Origin of the sequence: Pedobacter sp. Leaf41 (assembly GCF_001422545.1) — a bacterium.
Classification (GTDB): Bacteria; Bacteroidota; Bacteroidia; order Sphingobacteriales; family Sphingobacteriaceae; genus Pedobacter.
In genome coordinates this window covers 1,521,451-1,543,142 of sequence record NZ_LMLE01000001.1, presented here as the reverse complement: position 1 = coordinate 1,543,142, position 21,692 = coordinate 1,521,451, and the positions used below count along the sequence as shown (strand labels likewise).

Genomic DNA, 21,692 nt, shown 5'->3' with positions numbered 1-21,692 from the left:
CGATCAGTTATCAGATGTTATGTCACCCAATTATTCTAGTTTACCGAAGATTTTGATCGGATAATGGAAATTTAACCCTTTCAACTAAAGAAAAGAGTGTTGTTGAAGATTTTTTTAGTTGAAAGGGTAGAGCAAATTTTGTGAAAATATGTGATGCTCGTTTAGGGAAATCTGGCGACTTAAGATTTAGTCTTGGCCATCTCGATCATCATTGTCAGTTCATCTACCCCAGCTTCGTTACTGCCGTCAAAACCTGTGAGCTTAAACCTGACATTCCCTGTGCCGTCAATCACGAATTTTGCCGGAATACCATTTACTTTATAACTGCTCAACACTTTATTGGTTTTGTTCTGCGGGTCTTTATTATCCATCAAAACTGTAAAGTTATATTTCATGCTTTTGATGTAATCAGCTGCATCTTGTGTAGGGGTTGCTGAGCGTTCCCAGGTATGGATGAAAAGGAATTTGACGTTTTCATTATCCTTAATTTTATTTACGGCCATCTGCATCGCCGGAAAGTATGCCTTGCACGGTGCGCACCAGGTAGCCCAGAAATCCAGGATCACGATCTTTATTTTTAAAATCAGATAAGGAGACTTGTTGGCCTTCAAGGTCAGTCAGGGTAAAATCTGCTGCCTGCTCAGATACCATTTCACTTGTAAGTTTAGATAAGCTTTGAATTGCAGGAACTAGGCGAAATTAATAACTGGGGCTTTAATCATTTTGTAACACCTTCCGCTCGTTAAAATACATGTTTCAATCTTTGCCTGAAAATATCTTCCCAAAGGCATGTAAATTAAGCTAAGCAATTAACCCTGATATCTAGAGTAATAGCATGTTTTTTAGCCAACTTTTAAAAATCATGATTATGAAAACTTAACAAAAGTATTGTCAACCCCTCATTGTATTTGATATATATTGATATTTACAATTGGTAGCAATGTTCTTGGCGAACTCTGCAATGGTAAGAAAGGCTTATAGATCACTTCAGAACTGGTGTTTAAGATTGATCTTGAGGCGAACTTCAGTTATTTTGATTCAGAAAAGAGCTTGATGGTTAAGGAAGTAATTGTGAAAATAAATATGCTAAATACCAGTAATCAATAGATTGTTTCCTTAGATTTCGTGAAAAATATTAATGAAGCTTGTAGGTGTTCACCGAAAAATAAGGTTTAGTTAACCTAATCCTTAAAGCTATAAAATATGAAAAGGATAATATCAATCTTATTACTATCATGGTTTAGTTTAACAGTTCCCCAGAAAGAAAACATGTATTTTTTTCGAGTGATAGATATCGATGATCTATAACCGTGCTCATTTAATCGGGCTATCTCCCAAGTTGCCAGATTTGGAAATATATTTCTATAATTGTATAATTCATCCCCTAACCAAATGATCAAAACGCTGATATTCCTGATTGCTTTTTTCGTCGCCGGTTATTCCATGGCGCAGGAATTGCTGGGCACACCCAAAATCGTCAATTATACAAATGAAGTGTATAAGGGAGGAATTCAGAACTGGGATGTGAAACAGGATCGGGGCGGCATTCTTTACTTTGGAAACAATGAAGGATTGCTGACCTTTGATGGCAGATACTGGAATCTGCATCGTTTGCCTAATTTTACCGCTGTACGATCTCTTGGGATTGATTCCAGAAACAGGATTTATGTAGGCGGCCAGGATGAATTTGGTTATTTTTTTCCTGATGCGCAAGGAATTCTCCGCTATCATTCGCTTTTATATTTACTGCCAGAAGACTTGAGGAAACTAGCCGATATCTGGGATATTTCAATCGTAAAAGATGAAGTCTTCTTTCGCTCAAACAATGCTGTGCTGCACTACAAAAATGATGTGGTCAAATATTACAAAACCGCTACTACCTGGCTTCACCTGGGAGAGGCAAACGGAAAGATTTTTGCTCAGGTGAGAGAAAAAGGGTTGCTACAGTTTGACCAAGGTATATGGACTCCCTATTGTGCAGACACTGTACTGAAACAGGCCAGCGTTACCTCTATCATGCCATTTGGAAGGCATTCTATTCTCATATCTACATTGAAAAGAGGATTGTTTATCATTTCGAAAGGAAAGCTAACCTCTTTTAAAACTAAGTTTGATCCTGTACTGTTCAATGACAGGATTTTTTTCGCTAGCCAAATCAGTTCAGGTCAATACGCAATAGGTACCACTTCGGGAGGAATTTACATCATGAACAGGGTGGGCCAGGTGGTTCAAAAATACAATTATCGGGAAGGTTTACAGAATAACAATGTCCGAGGTATTTTGTTAGATAAGCATAAAAATGTGTGGCTCGCTCTTGATGATGGAATTTCATATATAGCCATTAACAGTGCGATCAAGAATATTTTTCCGGATAGAACTAAGCAGATCACCAGTTATGCTTTTAGGAAGCACAATCAATCTATTTACATCGGTACATCCAACGGACTTTACTGTTCCGCAATCACCGGCAATTCTGCTGATATAAGCTATTCTGTTTCTAACTTTCAGGAAGTGAAAAACACCAAAGGCCAGGTTTGGGGACTCAATGAATTCAACAACCAATTGCTTATGGCCCATGAAGAAGGGACATTTCTGATCAATAATAATGTAGCGGTGCCCATGTATAGTTTGCCAGGCACGTGGATGTTCGAGTCTCTTGAAAACATCATTCCCATTACAGATGTGATTGCCGGAACTTATACCGGACTTCAGAAACTTGCCTACAGCAATGGAAGATTTAGCAATATGGGTAAGGTCGAAGGCATCAAAGAGACCCTAAGGTTCATCGTTGCAGATAACAATAATCCTGACTTAATTTGGGCCTCGCATCCATACCATGGCGTTTATAAAATTTTGCTGAAGCCTGATCACAAGAGCATTTTAACTGTTAAAATGTTTACTGATGTAGATGGGCTACCTTTCAAACTCTACAACTACGTTTATCGGATCAAGAACAGAGTAGTGGTCGCAACTGCTAAAGGAGTTTATGAGTTCGATTCAAACAAAAATCGGTTTGTCCGTGTCAGCTTGTTTGGAAAGTTGTTGGATGATACACCGATTCAGTATCTGAAAGAAGATAATGACGGAAATGTTTGGTTTGTAAGCAATAAAAAGGTTGGGGTTATTGATTTTAGCAAGCCTTCTGGTAAAAATAATTTCAGCATTTTTTACATGCCTGAACTTGATGGGAAAGTGGTGGGAGGATTTGAATCAATCTATGCCCTGGACGATAAGAATATTTTTATTGGGGCAAATAAGGGAGCTTATCATATTAATTACAGCAAATATATCCGGAATATAACCAGACCAAATATTGTGCTCGGAGCTGTAAAGCTACAAGGCAAAAGCGATAGCCTGGTTTTTGGGGGATACTTTGTAAAGAATAATGCGATTGCCGAGCGGCAGGACGTCTCTCATATTCCAAGCTTTAACAATGAGCTAAACTCAATTCATTTTGAGTTTTCATCTACACTTTTTGAACAGGATAAGAATTTAACTTTCAGCTATCAGTTGGTTGGTTTCGATGATCATTGGTCAGTCTGGAGCGATAAGAGCGAAAAAGACTATACCAACCTCCCGGCCGGGTGCTATACTTTCAATGTCAAGGCAAGGTCTCATATTAATAACGAATCGAAAGTTTTGAGTTATGTTTTTGAGGTTAAGCATGCCTGGTACGATACCTGGTGGATGAAAATAATATACATCTTCTTAACTGCGCTTGCGATTAAAGTGTTGATCAAATGGCAGAAAGCAAAACATCAGAAGGCCCAGCATCGCATGAGTTATCTGCATCAGCTTGAGCTTGATCGAAATGAGAAAGAAATTATCAGACTGCAGAATGAGAAATTGGAAGCCGAAGTGAATTACAAGAATAAGGAGCTTTCTACCATGACTATGCACTTGCTGCAACGTGGAAAAGTTTTGGCCAAAATCAAGGAAGTTATCTCTGCAGTAGTTAAAAACCATGATATTAAAGATAGTAGCACCAGCTTTCGTCATCTCATCCGGTTGATCAAAGATGTAGAGCGAAAGGATCAGGAACTGGATCATTTGAGTGTGCATTTCAGCCATGTGAATACCGACTTTTTCAATAAGCTCAAATCCAGGTATCCTGAACTCAGTCAAAATGACTTAAAATTCTGTGCTTATTTATCGATGAACCTTTCTACAAAAGAAATGGCCCAGCTGATGAATGTTACCATTAAAGCGGTGGAAGTGGGCCGGTACAGACTTAGAAAAAAGCTACAGCTTAAGCCTGAAACTAATCTCTACGAGTTTTTGAATGAAATTTCCAAAACAAAAATGATTTAATTCATCTCCTGGAAATCAATTTTAATTTGTATTAACCAAGTTAGAATTACGCTTGATTTGATGCTATCCCTTTCATTTTGCGCTGCTGTTCGATTGGTTCGTCAGATTAATTTCTATACTGAAGGATAAGCTTATCATGAAATTGATTATTAATTAGAAATGGCTTTATTAACAGGTTGTTAATGCTATTATTTCAAACGATTGAAACGTTAATAAAAGTAGCTTTTTGTAGTATTTTAATTATGCTATTGTATTCTTTATCTGTCTGGTTGGTAAATTTAAGAAAGCAACTATCCATCATTTAGAAAACAGACAGTCCTATCATTTCCCTCAGTACAGCCTCAAGGAGATTGTCTGAGCAGCTTAACAAATCAGTTCATTTCTAACCAAATTCTTATGAGTTCAAAAATCAATTTATTATTGGCGGGCATTGTCATGCCATTATTTTTAAGCATCTTCTCTGGCTGTTCCAAGGAGGAACAAAGTCAAAATCAGTTCTCTACCGCTACTGAGGAGAAAGTTAGTTTGGAGAAAACCATGGCAACAGCTGCCGCCCAGGCCTATCCCAGTAATATTAATACGCAGTTTAGTCGAGCCGATGGTCCGTATAGTTCCATTGCTGCAAGTGCAGATTTTGGTGGAGCAGCACTTTCTGGCTGGAATCAGGATCGTGCCTACATTTCAAGTGGCTGGGCCAGGGCTACGCTGGCCCCTAATGCAGTCTCCAATGGCTTGATTGCCGGTGCAGATATATCCGATGGATCAGCATATGAGGCTGATTTTAAAGTTCGTTTTCATTCTCAGTTCGACTGGAGCCGTGGAGGTAAAGTGGGCTTTGGGTTTCTGATCGGCGAGGGCAACACTGGTTGTGATATTGCTACCGATGGCAATGGAGGAAGTCTGCGACTGATGTGGTATAATAACGGCAGCCGGGTTTACTTTCAGCCGTATGTGTACCATAGGGATATGGCCGGCCCTTGTGGAGATACCTTTGGAAAAAGTTATCCTTCGAGCGGAAGCCTGGTAAAAGGTCAGAGCTATAATGTTCATCTCTACGTGAAGGCTAACACCGGATCCAGTACAAACGGTTGGGTGCAGGTGAAAATCAACGGAACCGCCGTCTTGGATCAGGCCATTCGGTGGACGACCAATGATGCGCAAAGACTGATCAAGCGCCTTTCCTTCCATAATTTCCGTGGTGGAAAGGATGTTGCCGTATGGGGAAGCAGTCAAACCAGTTACATCTATTTCGATGACCTGGTAGTAAATAAAATTCAGTAAACTGGCACCTTACAGCATGAAGCTTTACCTCATCGTAAGCGTAACTGCAACAGTTCCGGGCATGGATATTCCTGCCCGGTCTTTATTCTCTTTTACCGATTTAGCCATCCCTTGTTTTTTAATCTTCATACTATACCGAACAACCTTTAGGCAGTTGCTTTCGGATGTAAGGGATATGAATGAATCAAAATAAACCTACTATTGGTTGCAATTCCATCCACTGAACTTCTTAAGGCAGGACTTTATTTGTACTACATAAAACTCAGGGTGTTTATTTTTAATCATCTGTTTATCAGTATTTTTCATTGCGTATGTAGGGTCAATGTAGGGGCAGTTTATATCTTTTTGTCAATAAAGTAAGTCTTTGTATGGTTGCTGTAGTAGTGCTGAATTGTGCGATTTTCATTTACCGCTTTAGATTTGATTTCATAATCCGGCAACCAAATCCGGATCTATATAACTAACCAAATATTAATTTAAAATTGATTTTCTATGAGAAGAAGATTTACATTCGTATTCTTCATTTACTGTCTCTTGGCATTTCCCTTTGTACTTTATGCTCAGGATATTGCCGTTACAGGAAAGATCACCGACCAAAAGGACGGTAGCCCATTACCGGGCGTAACAATTAAGCTTAATGGATCTTCCAGGGCAGCATCTACCGATCCTAATGGTGTGTTCACTATTCAGGCGCCTGTTGGTGGAACGCTTACCATCAGCCTAATCGGGATGAACACGCAAACGGTTACCATACCTTCGGGAGGGAAGGTTAATGTATCATTAACACCCAATTCTCAAGACTTGACTGACGTTGTCGTGATCGGTTACGGCGTGCAAAAGAAAAGTGTGGTAACTGGTGCGATCTCAAGTGTTCGTGCTGCGGATTTGGAGAATCAACCGACAACCACCAGGATTGAGCAAGCGCTTCAGGGTCGTACTTCTGGTTTGACTATTGCTGCACAATCTGGCCAGCCTGGCTCTGCATCAACTGTTCGGCTTCGTGGATTTACTTCCTTTGGAGGTAAAAATGATCCATTATGGGTAATTGACGGGGTTGTGGTGGATAATGGGGGTATTGGTTACCTTAACCAAGCTGATATCGAGTCGATTGAGGTGCTTAAAGATGCGGCTTCAGCAGCTATTTATGGCGCCAGAGCTGCTTCAGGCGTGATCATCGTGACTACCAAAAAAGGAAAACAGGGTAAAATTGAAATGAGCTACAATGGCTATTACGGACAGGCCAAGGCAGCAAAGAAACTCGACCTCCTAAACGCCACGGAATATGCAACGTTGAGAAATGAAGCATATACCAATGATTATGTTTCAGGAACATTTACTTTGCCTTTCGCCAATCCAGCGGCATATGGCGAAGGTACCGATTGGCAATCCACGGTATTCAATGACAATGCAGGCAGACAAAACCACGAATTCTCCATCAGTGGGGGCGGTGAGAAATCCACCTTTTACCTTTCAGCAGGTTATTTCAAGATTGATGGGATTGTAGCAAAGGACGTCTCAAAATTCAACAGGGCAAATATCAGGATCAATTCTACACATAGACCCTATAAATGGTTGACTATCGGAGAAAATCTTGGTTACAGTCATGCCATTACTAATTCTGTGGGGAATACCAACAGTGAGTTCGGTGGACCGCTAAGTTCTGCGATCAATTTAGACCCCATCACTCCGGCCATCATCACTGATCCTGCCGTTGCCGGAGCTGCTCCATACAGTACCCAGCCGGTATTTCGCGATCAGTTTGGAAATCCTTATGGTATTTCCACAAGAGTGGCGCAGGAGATTACCAATCCACTTGGAGACATTCGAAGAAGAATCGGTAATTACTCGTGGGACCATAACATTGTGGGAAATGCTTTCCTGGAAGCGGAACCGATCAAGGGACTTCGTTTTCGTTCCACTTTGGGTTCGAAACTGGCTTTTTATGGCAGTGATGGATTCAATCCGATTTATTACTTAAACTCTTCTACAACCAATACCAGAACGCAGTTTTCACGTAACATCAATTACGTAATTACCTATAACCTGGAAAACACGTTGTCTTACACCCGTTCATTTGGCAATCACAATCTAAGCTTACTAGTTGGTCAGGGTTCCTATAGCGACGGGTTCAGCAGAAGTGTAAGCACCACGTTTTTCGACGTTCCCGCTCAGGATTTTTATTCTGCCTCAATGAGATTCAAACCGGTTGCTACAAACAGAACTTCAGACGGCAGTGAGGGCACTGATCATAAAGTATTCTCGCTTTTCTCCCGATTGACCTATGATTATAAGGAAAAATATCTGTTTTCGGCATTGATCAGAAGAGATGGTTCGTCACGCTTCGGTGCCAATAACAAATACGGTTATTTCCCTTCAGGACAGATTGGTTGGGTGCCAACCAAGGAAGACTTTTTTCCTCAAAACAAGGTGGTTAACTTTTTAAAACTTCGTGCCAGCTACGGAGTGACAGGTAATGATGGAATTGGAGATTTCGCTTATGTGCCATTAGTGGGAAGTGGCAGAAACTACACTTTCGGTAATGAGAACATCGTGAATATCGGTTACAGTCCTGCGGCTTCCGCGAATCCAGATTTAAAGTGGGAGGAAACCCGCCAGACCAATATAGGTATCGACGCCACATTGTTCGAAAATGTTAATCTGGTTTTGGATTGGTATAAAAAGAAAACAGTAGGTATCCTTCAGAATCCGCCTGTACCAGGATACATTGGAAGCGGAAGTCCGGCAGCCAACATTGCAGATATGTCCAATTCAGGATTTGAGTTCGAGCTCGGTTATCGCAAGAAGTTCGGAGAGATCAACTTCGGCATCAGTGGCAACGGATCATTCCTGAAAAACCGAATTGATAAATTGAGTCCCGGTATTAACTTTATTGATGATTCCCAGGCCACTTTCCAGACACTGGGCAATATTACCCGTACACAGATCGGTCATTCTTATAATGAGTTTTTTGGCTATGTGAATCAGGGAATTTTCCAGAGCCAGGCAGAGATCAACGCTTATCGTGGTCCAAATGGAACAGTTTTACAGCCCCTGGCAAAACCGGGTGACGTAAAGTTTGCAAATTTAAATAACGATGAAGCGATTGATGTGAATGATAGAGACTTTATCGGGAATGGTCTTCCAAAATTCACCTATGGAATCACGCTAAACCTGGGATTCAGAAACTGGGACCTGATCGCTTTCGGTAGCGGCGTGGCTGGCAACATGATTTTTCAGGGACTTAGACGCCTGGATATACCAAATGCGAATTATCAGACTTCAAGGCTGGATCGTTGGACACCAACCAATCCGTCAGCTACACAACCAAGGTTAACAGATGCGGATCCGAATAAAAACCTGACCAAATTTTCTTCCCTGTATCTCGAAAAAGGAGATTATTTCAGGCTGAGGACTTTTCAGATCGGATATACTTTGCCTAAATCCATAGTCAGTAAAGTAGGTCTGCAAAAATTCAGAGTCTATGTGTTATCTGAAAACCTGTTTACCGCCACAAAATACACGGGCTACGATCCGGAACTAGGCTCAAATAACAGTGGAAATGCTTTTAGTATCGACAGAGGTTTATATCCTCAAGCCCGCTCTTTTGTATTTGGTATCAACGCTAATTTTTAAGGAAATGAAAATGAAAAATAAATTGACTTATGCCATCATCATTGCCGCAGGTTTAGCGACAGTAGCTGGCTGTAAAAAATATCTCGAAATCAATCCACAGGAACGTATTCTGCTGGATAACTATTATAAAACCCCGCAAGAGGCAAAAGCCGCACTTATTGCCATTTATGACCGTTTTGGTTTTCAGGCTGGTGGTTTATATGATAAAATTGCGATTATGGATGCTGCTTCTGATGATCAGATTGCCGGTGGTGGAGGTCCTTCAGACATCAATGATCTGCAAGTAGTAAATAATTTTACCCTTAGTGCCACCGTAGGCCCTCAGGGATATCTATGGAACAAAGGCTACGCCGGCATATTCCGGGCAAATGTCTTCCTATCAAAAGTGGGAGATATCAGCATGGATGCAACCACTAAGGCCAATTATATCTCCGAAGCCAAGACTTTAAGGGCAATCTTTTATTTTGATCTGGTTCGTTTTTTCAAGAACATTCCTTTACTCACCGCCGCAGTTGATCCAAAGGAAATTTATAACATAACACAGGCTGCCCCAGCTGATGTTTATGCACTTATTGAAAAAGATCTCACAGAGGCAATTCCGGGTCTTCCTAATACCGTGGTGGCTAGAACAGATGGAGGCCGCATTACAAAAGGTGCAGCACAAGCTATTTTGGGGAAAGTTTATTTATGGCAGGGAAAAAATGCGGAGGCGGCCGAGCAGCTTGCCCTTGTGAACGGAACTTCACCTGGACAGGCCAATTCGGTTTATGGATATAGGTTGTTAAGCAATTATGGTGACCTGTTTAAGGTGGCCAATAAATTCAATGCCGAATCCATCCTGGAAATTGTTCACTCTAATTCTTCTAATGGAGGTTGGAATGATGCTGGTGCTTCTGAAGGAAATCTGCTCAACATCATCACCGGACCACGTGGTTATAAACCAGGTCCTGGCGCTCCGGATTATTATTCGGGATACAGTTTTCTGCTTTTCACCAAAGAATTTTTTGATTTTATTCATTTTGATCCGCGAAATAAAGCCACTGTTGCCAATTTAGACAGCTTGCAGCGAAATGGAATCGCTACCTACGAAGCGGGCTATCAAAACACGGGTTATTTTCTCGAAAAAACAATCGGAAGAGTAGCCGATAAAGCGCCTACCGGACAAACTGAGCTTAATTTCCCACAGAATGCTTATGAAATACGTCTTGCAGATACCTATCTTCTCGAAGCCGAGGCATTGCTAGCCAGTAACGCAGCGGTAGGAACGGGGAGCAGGGCGTACCAACTGCTTAATGCGGTTCGTGCCCGGGTAGGATTAAACCCTGTTGCCGTAACGCTTGATAACATCATCAGAGAAAGAAGGGCTGAGCTGGCAGGCGAAGGCCATCGTTTTCTCGATCTGGTTCGTTGGGGTAAGGCGGCAAGTTTGTTGGCTTATAAAGGCTTCAAGTCTGGAAGAAATGAGATCTTTCCAATCCCGCAGGCAGAATTAGCCAATACCAAACTGGAGCAGAATAAAGAGTACGGGGGTACAAAATAACTTGGTTAGTACTATTGTTTAATTGTTAGCAGGAGAGGGGGGCGATCCTCTTTCCTGTTTTTTAATCTATGATCCGATATGAGGAGACGAATACCCTTAATTTTTTTAATATTTTTTTTGCTTCTGAACGGCTTTGTGAACGGCCAGGTTGTGCAACAATGGCTGACCATGGCTGATCGATCAGTGCTGTTTACACGTCAGGCTGATCTTTTGCCTTCTACTGCTTCAAAAAATAATGAACCAACGATCACCATTGATGATCGGCAGAAATTCCAGTCTGTAGATGGTTTTGGTTTCGCTTTAACTGGCGGAAGTGCGCAGCACATCATCAAGATGTCGCCACCTGCGAGGGCAGCACTATTGCAGGAACTTTTTGCCACCGAGGGAAATTCCATCGGTATAAGTTACCTCCGCCTGAGTATGGGCGCTTCTGATCTGAACGAGAAAGTATTTTCCTATAATGATTTGCCCGAGGGTCAGACCGATCTTTCGCTTGAGCGTTTTGATCTTTCTGAAGATAAAAAGGACATTATTCCGGTGATGAGGGAGATTTTGGCCATCAATCCAAAAATAAAAATTATGGCATCGCCATGGTCGCCGCCGCTCTGGATGAAAACCAGTTACGATGCACGTGGAGGAATGCTGAAGCCGGAATATTATGATGTGTACGCCCGCTATTTTGTTCGCTATATTCAGGAAATGAAAAAGGAGGGTATCGCTATTGACGCCATCACGGTACAGAATGAGCCACTGCATCCAGGAAATAATCCCAGTTTGTTAATGGCGGCTCCAGATCAGGCGATTTTCATTAAAAACAATTTGGGACCAGCATTTAAGGCCGCCAATTTAAAAACGAGAATCATCATCTATGATCATAATGCAGATCGTCCGGATTATCCCATCAGCATTTTGGATGATCCGGGGGCGAGTCAATACATCGATGGCTCGGCATTTCACCTTTACGGTGGTAAGATTGAGGCATTGAGCGATGTTCACCGTGCCCACCCGGATAAAAACATCTATTTTTCAGAGCAGATGGTGGTTGAACCGCCTGATAGCAAAATAATCAATATTATAAATCCTGTCAGGAGGCTGATTATCGGTGCTATGAGAAACTGGAGTAAAAATGTAATTGAATGGAACCTTGCGGCCGATCCGGATAATAAACCTTTTACCGACCGCGGCGGCTGCTCCATGTGTCAGGGTGCAATTACCATCAATGGCGATCGCTTTACGAAAAACCTGGCCTACTATTCTATTGCCCATGCCTCAAAATTTGTTCGGCCGGGGGCGGTAAGAATCGCCTCTAACGAACTGGTGGATTTACCAAACGTTGCCTTTAAAACTGCGGATGGTAAAATGGTTCTCATCGTTGCCAATACGGGCAATGAACTGATTAAATTTAACATCACTCATCACCAAAAACAACTTAGTGCCAGTTTGCAGAAGGGCGCAGTGGCAACTTATATTTGGTAACTCATTAATTAAAAATATGTCTCGTTTATATTCAGCTCTCTTCGTTATTTTAATATCTGGCTTAAGTTTAAATGGCTTCAGTCAGGGTTTTTTGAGGGCAGACGGAAAAAAGATTGTCAATGGTAAGGGCGAAAACGTACTGTTGCGTGGTATGGGACTTGGTGGCTGGATGTTGCAGGAAGGTTATATGCTCAAAATTGAAAAGGAAGGCCAGCAATACAGAATACGCGAACGCATTGAAGCCCTGATGAGTCCGGCGCAAACGCAGGAATTTTATGATGCCTGGCTGGCCAATCACGTTCGAAAAATTGATGTAGATTCAATGAAACGCTGGGGCTTCAATTCTGTTCGCTTGCCTATGCATTATAACCTTTATACGTTGCCAGTGGACAAAGAACCTGTGACCGGCGAGAATACCTGGCTGCAAAAAGGGTTTGAGTTGACGGATAGTCTGCTTTCGTGGTGCAAGGCTAATAATATGTATCTCATTTTAGATTTACATGCCGCTCCTGGTGGTCAGGGTAATGATGTGAATATCGCAGACCGCGATCCTGCTAAACCTAACTTGTGGGATAGTAAGGCTAACCAATTGAAAACGATTGCTTTGTGGAAAAAAATTGCCCTAAGATATAAGGATGAACCTTTTGTTGGTGCATACGATATTCTGAACGAGCCAAACTATGGATTTCAAAATCCTTCGGCAGACCCTAACGGCACGCAGGAGAAGCTTAATGCGCCTTTGAGAAAATTAATGATGGAGATCACCACTGCTATTCGTGAAGTGGATCAGCAACATATGATTATTGTGGAAGGCAACGGCTGGGGCAATAATTACAATGGAATTTTTCCACTATGGGATAAAAATATGGCGATCAGTTTCCATAAATATTGGAATTACAATGATCAGGCTTCCATTGCACATATGATTAAAGCCAGAGATGATCAAAATGCGCCAATATGGCTAGGGGAAACCGGAGAAAATTCAAATGTTTGGTTTAGGGATGCCATCTCACTTCTGGAAAGCAATAATATTGGCTGGTCGTGGTGGCCTTTGAAAAAAATTGGCGTGAATAATCCTTTGGAGATCCGATCTAATCCTAATTATGATGCCCTGGTAAAATACCTTAATAAAGGCGGGAATAAGCCCAAAGAGAGTAACGTGTATAGCGGCCTGATGGAACTCGCAATTTATAGCCGACTGGAACAAACCATTATCCATAGGGATGTTATTGATGCCATGATTCGTCAACCTTCCAGTAATGAAACTAAGCCTTTCAAAAATCACCTGATCAAAAATGGTTCGATGATATATGCCGTTGATTATGATTTGGGCAGGAACAATATTGCTTATTTTGATCTTGATACGGCCGATTATCATGTTTCGACTAAAAAGCGCTCTGCAGGAAACAGGGGTAGAATTTACCGGAATGATGGTGTAGATATTGCCAAAGATTCTACGGAATATGAACGTTATTATGTAAACAACGTTGAAAAAGGGGAATGGTTGCAGTATACGGTCAATGTTCCGAAAAGTGATAATTTTACACTTAAAATGAATACTGCTGCCGCACATGGGAATGGAAGGATGACCATTATCGTGGATGGGAAGATGATTTTCAAAGCTGTTGCTGTTCCGGAAACAGGCAGTGAGAAGAAATTTGTTCCGTTTGAGATTAAGGATGTACCGCTTAAAAAGGGAGAACACAAAATCAGGATCGTAGCAGATGAAGGTGGCTATAATTTTAGCTATATTCAGTTCATCAAATAACCAATTATAATATCCCTTTGAAAGCTTCTATTCGCATCTACTTAATTTTATCTGCCCTATTTTTTATCGTAATAGGGCTTTCCAGGTGCATGAATACAGATGATGTTTTGCCAAAAGATCAAAGGGGGGAAGATTATGCGGGGGCTAAGGCTTGCATGAAATGCCATCAGGATCTTTCCACGAGCTATGCGCACAGTGCTCATGGCTCCACCTCAAGGCCTGTAGTAAATGCCGAGTTACTCGCGGTATTCGATCGGGATTCCAACACTTTTCATTACGACGGACAGCGAAAGGTAATCGTTGAACAAAGAAAAAATGGCATTTTTCAAACCGCTTATCTGGATGGAAAGCAGGTTCGTTCAGAGCAGTTCGATATCATTTTCGGCTCTGGGGAGAAGGCTTATACCTATGGTTATTGGAAGGGGAAAAAGCTGTATGAGCTGCCCCTGTCATATTTTAGTGCAATCCAAAATTGGGCCATCAGTCCCGGCTTTCCAGGCAACAACTATTACTACGAACGCGGCATTACCAGCCGTTGTTTTGAATGTCACGGATCGTACGTTGAAAAAAAACTGACTCAAAATTCCGCATTTTCCCAGGAGGAAGAAATGGAGACAGGATCAATTATCTATGGTATTGATTGTGAACGCTGCCATGGTCCGGCAAAAGCACATGTGGTTTTCCATACCGAAAATCCAGATGAAAAATCAGCGAAGTTTATTGCCGTTTTTAAATCATTAAGCAGAAAACAGAAAATGGATGCCTGCGGCGTATGTCATTCAGGAAATACTTTAATGAGCCAACAATCAGTTTTTTCATTTAAACCCGGAGACGATCTCGATGATTTCTATGTTCAGGATTTTAGAGGTTTTGGTGGTGCTGAATTGGATGTGCATGGAAACCAGAGTACCATGCTTCAGAGCAGTGCCTGTTATGTTAAATCATCGGCGATGACCTGCCAATCCTGCCATCAAACGCATGAAAATATCAAGGGAAATCTCAGCGCTTATTCGCAGAAATGCATGGGCTGTCATCAGTCAATAGCTCACAGCAAAAATACGCTATCGAAGGGGATGTTAACTGCTAACTGTATTGATTGCCATATGCCAAAAGTTGCTTCAAAACTGATCTCTTTTAAACAGGCCGGACGCGATCAGGTTAGTCCCTATCCGCTACGTTCCCACCGGATTGCGATTTATTAATTTCTTTTCAACTCAAGGCTTTATACATTTTAAAACCACTTATATTAATTTTAAAGTGCCAATTTCGGTACAGCTGATTATCGATTAATATAAATGCGCATAGCCCTCTTAGGTTTCTTTTTACGGCTGATCGGGCATTTAATCAAAAATAGGGCTTAGCTTATCGCTTATCACCATAATTTTCGTATCTGGCAGCCTTGATGGCTTTGAGACATACAGATTGGTATCAATGCGATCTCTTCCAGTTAGGCTGCGATTTGTCATTATGGCTAATTATTGGACTGTTTTGAATAAGCTGGTGTTGATGCAATGGTTGGATAAACCAGAGTAGATTGACCCCATCTTCTCAGAAATAAAATTCTTGTAAAGTTTTGTTTGCCTGCGTGTTATTAAATTGGTGGGAAGGGGTCAAACTAATTGATTTGTCCAGTGTGTGCTTTTTCTTCCTTGCCTAGGAATTTGCATTTTACACTATCGGCGGTTATTTCGGCTCCATCCACGCTCAGCTGGCTATGTGCAGCATAAACTTTCGCTTTCATATTTTCTAGATAGGCATTCAGGATTTTAAAATATTCCTTTGTGCCGATGACTTTTCCGGCTTTTGCATTCCAACGCTCTGGCTCGCAATTTCTGCTTGTTGACATTTCCGCACGAATCCCGTCCACCGTAATTCTTAAAAAGATAAAGTAAACAGCCCCATTTGTGTAGTTCTTTGGTCTTTTCAAAAAGAAAAGCACGCTAAAATTAGTTTTTATAACGATAATATTAAGGTTAAACAAAAATAGCTTTGCAGTTTCATTGATACAAGATGTTCATCTATTAAACTAGTTGAATATCAATGTTTTAATACGAATTAGGGGAGTTTGATATTATAAAGAACGGCGCTCCGAATGACGCATATTTTATATGCGATTTCGTGCATAATTTGGCATAACCCATAAAAGAAAAAAGCTTGCAATCATTTGATTTGCAAGCTTTTACGTAGTTTTGATACTATCTTCTGTGATCCCGCTGGGATTCGAACCCAGGACCACTACATTAAAAGTGTAATGCTCTACCAGCTGAGCTACGGAATCATTTCCTTTTGTTTAAGGAGGTGCAAATATAGAGATAAAAATTAATCGAACAAATAAATTTAAAAAATTATTAAAAAAATATTTCAAAGTTAAAAAAATGTAAAGCCAACTCGTTGATTTTGAATTTTGTAAGCTTGCATAGCGTTTGAAAAATTTTTTAGAATTATTTTATAGTCTTTGGAATAAAGTTCAAAAACGATTGAAATTGTGCCTTATGTTTGTTTTTATCCAACTTGAAATAAAAAGCACCACGCCTCGAATTCGATTTATCTTTTTCATTTTGTTTAATTAGCAGTCCGCTGGCAGTAATTTTACGAATAAAGTTGCGGTTATCAATCGGTGAGTCGTAAACCTGCTCGTAAAGTGCTTGTAATTGTGGGATGGTGAATTTCTTTGGCAGCAGCTCAAACAAAATCGGGTGTAATGCCGCCTGGTAACGAATCTTCGCCATAGCAGCCTTAACCATATCGTTATGGTCGAAAATCAGTTCGGGTACTTCTTTTAACTTAAACCATTCTGCGTGGTATTGATCGTTGATCTGTTTGCTATATTTGTTAATGTCAATCAAAGCGAAATAAACAACCGAAATGGTGCGTTCGATAGGGTCACGGTCTGGGCGACCATAGGAATGGAGCTGCTCCAGGTAAACATCATGTAAGCCTGTTAATTCTAAAAGAATCCTTTTTGCAGCGCCATCTAAATCTTCAGTGTCGCCAATAAAACCGCCCATTAAACTCCACTGATCTTTGACCGGTTCAATCGCCCTTTTAATTACTAACAGTTTAAGCTGATCGCCATCGTAACCAAAAATAATGCAATCTACAGCAACAAGGACGGGTTTTTGATTTGAATATTTTCCCATTAAAAAAGAGAGTTAAGTTTTTTGTCGTTATAATCACTAATAAAGCCTAAGATGTTCGGGTATCCATCAAATTCCTCGATGCTGTGGGTGGTGGTGAGCACGATGCATTTCATTCCAGCATTTAATGCTGATTCGACGCCTTTCGGCGCATCTTCAAAAACCAAACAATCTTGCGGCGAGATATCTAATGCTGCAGCTGCCTTTAAAAATGTTTCAGGATCTGGCTTGCTAATTTCGACATCATCTGCACTCACTATCGCGTTTAGGTAATTGCGAATGTTTAATCCATCAACAACGAAATCGATATTAAACGGAATTGCTGCAGAACCAATGGCCATCGCGATATTTTTTTGCCTTGCGAAATCTAAAAACTTGTCTAGTCCGGAAATTAAAGCCAGATGCGGAAAATAGCCTTCCTGATATTTTTTCTCCTTATCCATAGAAAGCTTTTCTATTTCTGATGGAGAAAATTTATTGCTACCAAATACCCGCTCTAAAACTTCGTGGTTTTTGCCATACATCTCGTGCTTAATGGTTTCGTAATCTAAATTTGCACCTAAATCTTCATTCATAATGGAATGCCAAGCCATGGTATGGTATTGCATATCGTTGATCATGGTGCCATTCAAATCGAACAGAAATGCTGTAGGTTTGAAGTCGAAATTTTGCATAAGCCGCTAAATTATGTGAAATTTTTAGATGTGAGCTAATCCAATCAATATTACCTTAAATTTAATTGATAATCGTTGGAATAACGTTAATTTATTTTTCATACTTTAGCCTTAACCAAAATAAATCTTATGAAACGAATTTTTTTAAAAGGCTTTCCAATTGCAGCAATTTGCTTAGCGGCCACGTTATATTCCTGCAATCCAAAAAGTGAAAAAAAGGATGAAACAAGTGTTCAGGCCGATTCATCAAAATATAACACCACACTTGATGGCAAAGAAGTGAAGCTTTTCACCTTGAAAAATAAGCAAGGTGCAGTAGTTACAATTTCCAATTATGGTGGTCGAATTGTTTCGCTTATGGTACCCGATAAAGATAACAAGCTCACCGATGTGGTTTTAGGATATGATAGTATCGGAGCCTATCGCAAAAAAGGAGAGCCTTTTTTCGGTGCTTTAATCGGTAGATATGGTAACAGAATTGCTAAGGGAAAATTTAGCCTAGAGGGTAAGGAGTATCAACTTCAGTTAAATGATGGGATAAACACTTTACATGGCGGAACAGATGGTTTCTTTTCAAAAGTTTGGGAAGCCAAGCAGTTAAACGGACAAAAATTAGAACTTACTTACATTTCTAAAGATGGCGAGGCGGGTTATCCCGGAAAGCTTGATGTGAAAGTGGTTTACAGCCTATCGGAAGATAATTCATTAACAATTGATTACACTGCTACCACAGATAAAACAACGGTGGTTAACTTAACCAATCATGCCTACTTCAATTTAAATGGTGAAGGAAATAAAACGATTTTAAACCACGAATTAATGATTGCTGCTGATGCGTATACACCTGTTGATTCAACGTTGATTCCTACAGGTAAGTTACAACCAGTTAAAGGCACTGCTTTTGATTTTAATACCGCCAAAGCCATAGGCAAATCAATTGATGAAAATGACCAGCAGTTGAAATACGGTAAAGGCTACGACCATAATTTTGCACTTAAAGCAAATGATGGTAAAACTGCTGTTGCAAAGGTTAAAAGTCTGTCGACAGGAATTATATTAGAAGTTTTTACCACTGAGCCTGGCTTACAGTTCTACAGTGGAAACTTTTTGACGGGTGCAGATAAAGACGGAAAAGGTGGTAAATCGTATCCTCACCGTTCGGCCTTTTGCCTGGAAACACAACATTTCCCAGATGCACCGAATCACCCGAACTTTGCTTCAACGGTATTAAAACCTGGAGAAACTTACAAAACCAGCTCTACTTATAAGTTTTCTAAATAAGCCCCCAGCCCCCTGAAGGGAGAGTTGAAAAGCAAGCTGGCTGTTCCTAAATAGACTTCCACTTGCTTGGAATAGATATAAATACAAAAAGCAAGACCTACCAAGTCTTGCTTTTTTGTTTTGGATCATGTTATCTGTGCTATGCAAAGTCCCCTTCAGGGAATTTTAAGGGTGTAGTAACCGATCAGGAAACTGAGTAATTTTCTCAATGGTTAACTGCTGCATAATCTGATACAAATGCGTTTTGAACATATTGATGGTATGATCACCACCTTCATTGCCAAGCGCACCTACGCCATACATAAAAGGGCGGCCCATAAAATTAAATTCCGAACCTACGGCATGTGCCCTTGCTAAATCTACACCTGAACGAATACCTCCGTCCATCATAATTTTAAGCTTTGATTTGTATGCCGGATTAGCGGCGAGTTTGATTAACGAATTGATAGAGGATTCGCCTGCATCAATTTGTCTGCCGCCATGGTTAGATACAATTACACCATCTACACCAATTTGAATCGCTGCCTGCATATCTTCATCGGTAGCAATTCCTTTAAGTACCAAAGGTCCTTTCCAAATCTCGCGGATAGCCGAAACTTTTTCGATATCAACTTTTCCGGTGAAGGTTTTGTTCATAAATTGCCCCAATTGCGACATATCCATGCCTTTTTCCATGTAAGGTTTTAATGTTGCGAAAGAAGGAATGCCATGTTGCAGCGTTTTTATTCCCCATAGTGGACGGGCAAAAGCTTGCAGAATATTATTGACAGACATTTTTGGTGGGATAGAAAGTCCACTCTTGATCTCTTTGTATCGTAAACCAAAAGCCGGTACATCAACTAAAACGACCAGAACCGGGCACTCTACTGCTTTTAATCTTTTAAGGATATCATCTCTTAAGCTATTTTCTGTCGGATGATATAATTGGAACCAGGCTTTTCCATCCGATACTTCAGCAATACGTTCGATGCTGCTCGTAGATACCGTACTGAGCGTATATGGGATATCTGCTTTTGCTGCGGCCCTCGCTAAAATTTCTGGTGCGTTTGGCCACATTAAACCTTGCAAACCAATCGGCGAAATTCCAAACGGTGAACTATAACGGCGACCGAAAAGTTCGACAGACATGTCAATATCACCACCCACTTTTAAGTAGTTTGGTTTTAAATAAATGTCGTCAAAATCGTTTTCGTTTCTAATGAGGTTGAGTCCTTCATTGCAACCCCCTTCGAGATAGTCGAAAGCAAACTTTGGAATTCTTGACTTCGCCTTAACTCTTAAATCGGCAATGGAGGGATATTGTGGATTATAAGGGAATGTGATCTTTTTACTCATATTAATTTGTTCATTATCTATTATTTGGTTCTAGAGGCGAAAACTAATATTTTAAATTAAATTTTCCATCCTGTTCTATCGGCCTGGTTTAATTATCAGAGTTTGTAAAAAGCACTTGCATTCTCTCCAAAAATAAGTTTTCTTTCGGCATCAGTAAATTGCATTGCATACTTAGTTACCAAGTTAAACCAATCCTGGTATGGCCGACTGATGAGCATTACTGGCCAATCACTGCCATACATCACTCTTTCGCAGCCAAAATTCTCAAAAATCACATCGAAACAATTAAATATTTCGACTTCCTTCCAGTTTTTCCAATCGGCTTCGGCTAACAGTCCAGAAACTTTGCATGATACATTTTTGTTTTGCGCAAGCGTTTTGATATGACCAGACCATGTTTTGAGGTCTTGAGATTTTACATCGGGTTTAGCACAATGATCTAAAACCAGCGGTTGATCTGGAAGTTGGTCAACCAGTTCCAAAATACTTTTCAGTTGGTTATGGTAGCAAAGTAAATCATAGGTGAATGCAAACTCGTTAAGCTGCTTTACGCCATCAACAAATTTCGGATCCACAATAAACTCGTGGCTTTCGGCCTGCAAAACATGCCTGAAACCCTTAATCTTTTTAAAGTTTTTCCAATGACTTAATCGATCTGGTAAATTTTTGTCTTTCAAATCAACCCATCCCACTATTCCTTTGATCATTTCATTTTGCTCCGCAAGCGTAAGCAAAAAATCATTTTCAGCTTCCGACTGGTTTGCCTGAACTGCAACACAACCTGAAATTTGAAGCTCATTGTAAGTTCGCATCAAATTTTTTGGAGAAAAGTCTTTCCGGATGGCATTCATTTCCTCTGAAATCCAACTGTCTCTAACAGGCTCGAAATTCCAGAAATGTACGTGAGAGTCGATCATAATAATTGTTATAGTTTAAAAATCTGGTCCATCAATCTCCATTTTTCGCCGGGTAAAGCACCGGGCAAGGCTTGCTGATATTTCCACATCAACTCTTCCCATTCCTGCACTTTCGCATTCTTTAAATCGGCTGCTGTTTTCTTTTCAAAAGTAAAGCTGTCGTTTACATCCATCACCATGAAAAGGCGGGTTCCGGAAAGGTAAATTTCCATGTCATCTATCCCAGAAGATTTAATGCTTTGTAAAATTTCAGGCCAAACCGATTGATGATACTGCTTGTAAGCAGCAATTAGGTCGTCATTGTCGATCAAATCGAGCGTAAAGCAGTATCTTTTCATG

At 40.6% G+C, this 21,692-nt stretch carries 16 protein-coding genes and 1 tRNA gene; 8 read left to right on the top strand and 9 right to left on the bottom strand.

Going from position 1 to position 21,692, the window contains the following annotated elements; genetic code table 11:
• Positions 1–179: 179 nt before the first annotated feature.
• Positions 180–566, bottom strand: coding sequence for a TlpA disulfide reductase family protein (locus tag ASE92_RS06455; protein ID WP_162237745.1), 387 nt, complete (start codon positions 564–566; stop codon positions 180–182).
• Positions 490–651, bottom strand: coding sequence for a hypothetical protein (locus ASE92_RS21255; protein WP_162237732.1), 162 nt, complete (start codon positions 649–651; stop codon positions 490–492). Before ASE92_RS21255 ends, ASE92_RS06455 begins: the two co-directional genes overlap by 77 nt.
• 741 nt (positions 652–1,392) lie before the next feature.
• Between ASE92_RS21255 and ASE92_RS06450 the strand changes: the two genes are divergently transcribed.
• The 7 genes from ASE92_RS06450 to ASE92_RS06420 all read left to right on the top strand — a co-directional run bounded on the left by ASE92_RS06450 (position 1,393) and on the right by ASE92_RS06420 (position 15,211).
• Entirely contained in the window at positions 1,393–4,311 is a 2,919-nt protein-coding gene (locus tag ASE92_RS06450; RefSeq protein WP_056849212.1) for a triple tyrosine motif-containing protein, read from the top strand.
• Between the two features lie 396 nt (positions 4,312–4,707).
• Positions 4,708–5,592 (top strand): polysaccharide lyase, encoded by an 885-nt coding sequence (locus tag ASE92_RS06445; RefSeq protein ID WP_056849211.1) that lies wholly within the window; start codon positions 4,708–4,710, stop codon positions 5,590–5,592.
• A gap of 492 nt (positions 5,593–6,084) precedes the next feature.
• Positions 6,085–9,225 carry a TonB-dependent receptor gene (locus tag ASE92_RS06440; protein WP_056849210.1) on the top strand — a complete coding sequence of 1,047 codons (3,141 nt, stop codon included), beginning with the start codon at positions 6,085–6,087 and terminating at the stop codon, positions 9,223–9,225.
• Between the two features lie 10 nt (positions 9,226–9,235).
• The gene (locus ASE92_RS06435; RefSeq protein WP_082454958.1) at positions 9,236–10,765 is read left to right on the top strand and encodes a RagB/SusD family nutrient uptake outer membrane protein; all 1,530 of its coding nucleotides are present in this window, start codon (positions 9,236–9,238) and stop codon (positions 10,763–10,765) included.
• A 168-nt stretch (positions 10,766–10,933) separates the two neighbouring features.
• Complete coding sequence (locus ASE92_RS06430) at positions 10,934–12,241, top strand: glycoside hydrolase family 30 beta sandwich domain-containing protein (RefSeq protein WP_235527293.1); 1,308 nt, start codon at positions 10,934–10,936, stop codon at positions 12,239–12,241.
• Positions 12,242–12,257: 16 nt separating this feature from the next.
• Positions 12,258–14,009 (top strand): cellulase family glycosylhydrolase, encoded by a 1,752-nt coding sequence (locus ASE92_RS06425; RefSeq protein WP_056849208.1) that lies wholly within the window; start codon positions 12,258–12,260, stop codon positions 14,007–14,009.
• 89 nt (positions 14,010–14,098) lie between these two features.
• Complete coding sequence (locus ASE92_RS06420) at positions 14,099–15,211, top strand: multiheme c-type cytochrome (protein WP_056849207.1); 1,113 nt, start codon at positions 14,099–14,101, stop codon at positions 15,209–15,211.
• 413 nt (positions 15,212–15,624) lie between these two features.
• On the opposite strand, the gene ASE92_RS06415 is transcribed toward ASE92_RS06420, so the two are convergent.
• The 4 genes from ASE92_RS06415 to ASE92_RS06400 form a co-directional block, all read right to left on the bottom strand.
• Positions 15,625–15,990, bottom strand: coding sequence for an Arm DNA-binding domain-containing protein (locus tag ASE92_RS06415; RefSeq protein WP_056849206.1), 366 nt, complete (start codon positions 15,988–15,990; stop codon positions 15,625–15,627).
• Between the two features lie 224 nt (positions 15,991–16,214).
• A tRNA-Lys gene (locus tag ASE92_RS06410) sits at positions 16,215–16,287 on the bottom strand.
• A gap of 163 nt (positions 16,288–16,450) precedes the next feature.
• The gene (locus ASE92_RS06405) at positions 16,451–17,149 is read right to left on the bottom strand and encodes an NUDIX domain-containing protein (protein ID WP_056849205.1); all 699 of its coding nucleotides are present in this window, start codon (positions 17,147–17,149) and stop codon (positions 16,451–16,453) included.
• Positions 17,149–17,820 (bottom strand): HAD family phosphatase, encoded by a 672-nt coding sequence (locus ASE92_RS06400; protein ID WP_056849204.1) that lies wholly within the window; start codon positions 17,818–17,820, stop codon positions 17,149–17,151. The genes ASE92_RS06405 and ASE92_RS06400 overlap by 1 nt, the downstream gene beginning before the upstream one ends.
• A gap of 129 nt (positions 17,821–17,949) precedes the next feature.
• Between ASE92_RS06400 and ASE92_RS06395 the strand changes: the two genes are divergently transcribed.
• Positions 17,950–19,101, top strand: a complete 1,152-nt coding sequence (locus ASE92_RS06395; RefSeq protein ID WP_056849203.1) for an aldose epimerase family protein — start codon at positions 17,950–17,952, stop codon at positions 19,099–19,101.
• Between the two features lie 165 nt (positions 19,102–19,266).
• Here ASE92_RS06395 and ASE92_RS06390 read toward each other — a convergent pair whose 3' ends face one another.
• The 3 genes from ASE92_RS06390 to ASE92_RS06380 form a co-directional block, all read right to left on the bottom strand.
• On the bottom strand, positions 19,267–20,436 hold the full coding sequence (locus ASE92_RS06390; RefSeq protein WP_056849202.1) for an alpha-hydroxy acid oxidase: 1,170 nt from the start codon (positions 20,434–20,436) through the stop codon (positions 19,267–19,269).
• Between the two features lie 95 nt (positions 20,437–20,531).
• Positions 20,532–21,353, bottom strand: coding sequence for an amidohydrolase (locus ASE92_RS06385; RefSeq protein ID WP_056849201.1), 822 nt, complete (start codon positions 21,351–21,353; stop codon positions 20,532–20,534).
• Between the two features lie 8 nt (positions 21,354–21,361).
• Complete coding sequence (locus ASE92_RS06380; protein ID WP_056849200.1) at positions 21,362–21,691, bottom strand: L-rhamnose mutarotase; 330 nt, start codon at positions 21,689–21,691, stop codon at positions 21,362–21,364.
• Position 21,692 lies beyond the last annotated feature (1 nt).